Here is a 538-nt window from a genome sequence, read left to right on the forward strand (position 1 = left end):
CGCCGCCGGCCAGTCCTGGTGGACCGCCGCCACCCCCGTCGACCGCCACGCCGCCGAAGAGGCCGCCCCCGGCCGCTACGCCGAACTCCTCGGCCAGCAGAACGCCCACCTCGTCGCCCAGAGCGTCATCGCCCTCGTCGAGACCGGCCGGCTCTGGCAGGCCCACGGCCTCGCCCGCGCCGTCGCCGCCGACCGCGCCCAGGACTCCTGGGAGTGGAACGAGTACCTCTACGCCCGGGGCCTGCTCCGACTCGCCTCCGGCGAACCCGGCGAAGCCCTCGCCGACCTCCTCGAATGCGGCCGCCGCCAAGGCGAGCGCCAGGTCCACAGCCCCATCGTCACCCCCTGGCGCTCCGTCGCCGCCGAATGCCACCTCCAGCTCGGCGAACCCGGCCCCGCCGTCGCGCTCGCCGAGGAGGAACTGCGGCTCGCCCGCGTCTGGGGCACCCCCCGCACCGTCGGCCGCGCCCTGCGCGCCCTCGGCGCCGCCACCGGTGGACGCCACGGCCTCGACCTCGCCGCCGAAGCCGTCGACCTG

Annotated in this window: 1 pseudogene; it reads left to right on the plus strand. The window is 77.5% G+C overall.

What is annotated here, in order from left to right:
- Positions 1-538: pseudogene (locus ABD308_RS10805) on the plus strand (helix-turn-helix transcriptional regulator); the annotation flags it as partial.

Source organism: Kitasatospora putterlickiae (assembly GCF_039527695.1).
GTDB classification, from domain to species: domain Bacteria; phylum Actinomycetota; class Actinomycetes; order Streptomycetales; family Streptomycetaceae; genus Kitasatospora; species Kitasatospora putterlickiae.